The sequence below is a fragment of the Enterobacter cloacae complex sp. 394F7 genome (genome assembly GCF_057320385.1).
Genome location: NZ_JBXWCS010000036.1, coordinates 1 through 1193, shown reverse-complemented (window position 1 = coordinate 1193; position 1193 = coordinate 1). Strand labels below are relative to the sequence as shown.

1 protein-coding gene is annotated in these 1193 nt (G+C 56.9%); it reads right to left on the bottom strand.

Annotated features, from left to right (window positions below; translation table 11 throughout):
• Positions 1-10 precede the first annotated feature (10 nt).
• Positions 11-997, bottom strand: coding sequence for an IS110 family transposase (locus AC2FAK_RS22890; RefSeq protein WP_058683253.1), 987 nt, complete (start codon positions 995-997; stop codon positions 11-13).
• Positions 998-1193: the final 196 nt, after the last annotated feature.

Genomic DNA, 1193 nt, shown 5'->3' with positions numbered 1-1193 from the left:
GTAGATACTGTTATGCCACGCAAGCATTTTTCTCGTGCAGTGTGGCATCGAACGGGCGTCCTGATTTCAGGACGCCATACGCCACCTGCGCCAGCTTACGCATCATTGCTCCGATTATCAGCTTCGCACCCTTACCGTTATTTTCCAGACGACTCCTGAACGCTTTTCCCCACTCCGTTTTGTACAGCGCCACCATCGCGGGCATATACAGCGCTCTGCGAAGCGAGACATGTCCTGCCTTACTCATCCTGCTTGCCCTGTTTATGCTGCTTCCGGATTCATGCTGACGCGGTGTCAGCCCCGCGAACGCCGCGAACTGCCTCGCCTGACCGAACCTGTCCTTCAGCCCCACATACGCCAGCAGCACGGCGGACGTCTTTTCACCTATACCCGGTATGCTGTCCAGCAGTTTTCGCCGGTGCTTCATATCCGGGTCATCATCCGTCAGGTCCTTTATCTGTTTCTCCAGTCGCTTCAGCTCCGCTTCCAGCCACAGAAGGTGCGCATCAATGCTCGGCATCTGCACTTCCCGCGCCGTCTCCCGGCGGTTCAGCTCCTGCGTGTGCATGTCCGTCAGGGACTGATGCCGCAGTACCAGCGCCCGTAACGCGCGCTCCAGCGGATGCGGTGCCTCCCAGACTGCCGGGCGCTTCTGCCGGCAGAACTCTGCCAGCATACGGGCATCCACAGCATCGGTTTTACTGCGCAGACCTTCGCTCTGCGCAAAGGCTTTACCCAGCGCAGGATTGATGATGGAGACGGTGAAACCGGCATCACTGAGGCAGGCCGCGGCGTCTTCCATATAGGTGCTGGTCGCCTCCATGCAGATATGGGCTGGTGCCACGCCGTGATTATGAAGCCAGCTGAGCAGCTCATTGTGGCCTTTAGGGGTGTTAGCAAACTTTTTGCTGCGGTGACGGCCATCAGGTCGCAGCACATCGACATCCAGCTTAGCTTTGGAGACATCGATACCAATAAAGTGAAGTTCCTGTTCCATAGTGAAACCAACCTTGTGAATGCGGGTTACCGGGAAAACCGGTCCATGATACTGTCCGGTTTGTCACTTGTGGAGAAGGGGCAGTCCACTGCAGGGATCTACAATACAGGCTCGTGGCCTAAGGCCGGGTACGGCATGTGGACTGCCTGACAGAAAGAACTGGCCGGTTCTTTCTGTACGGGAGGATAATACAAGG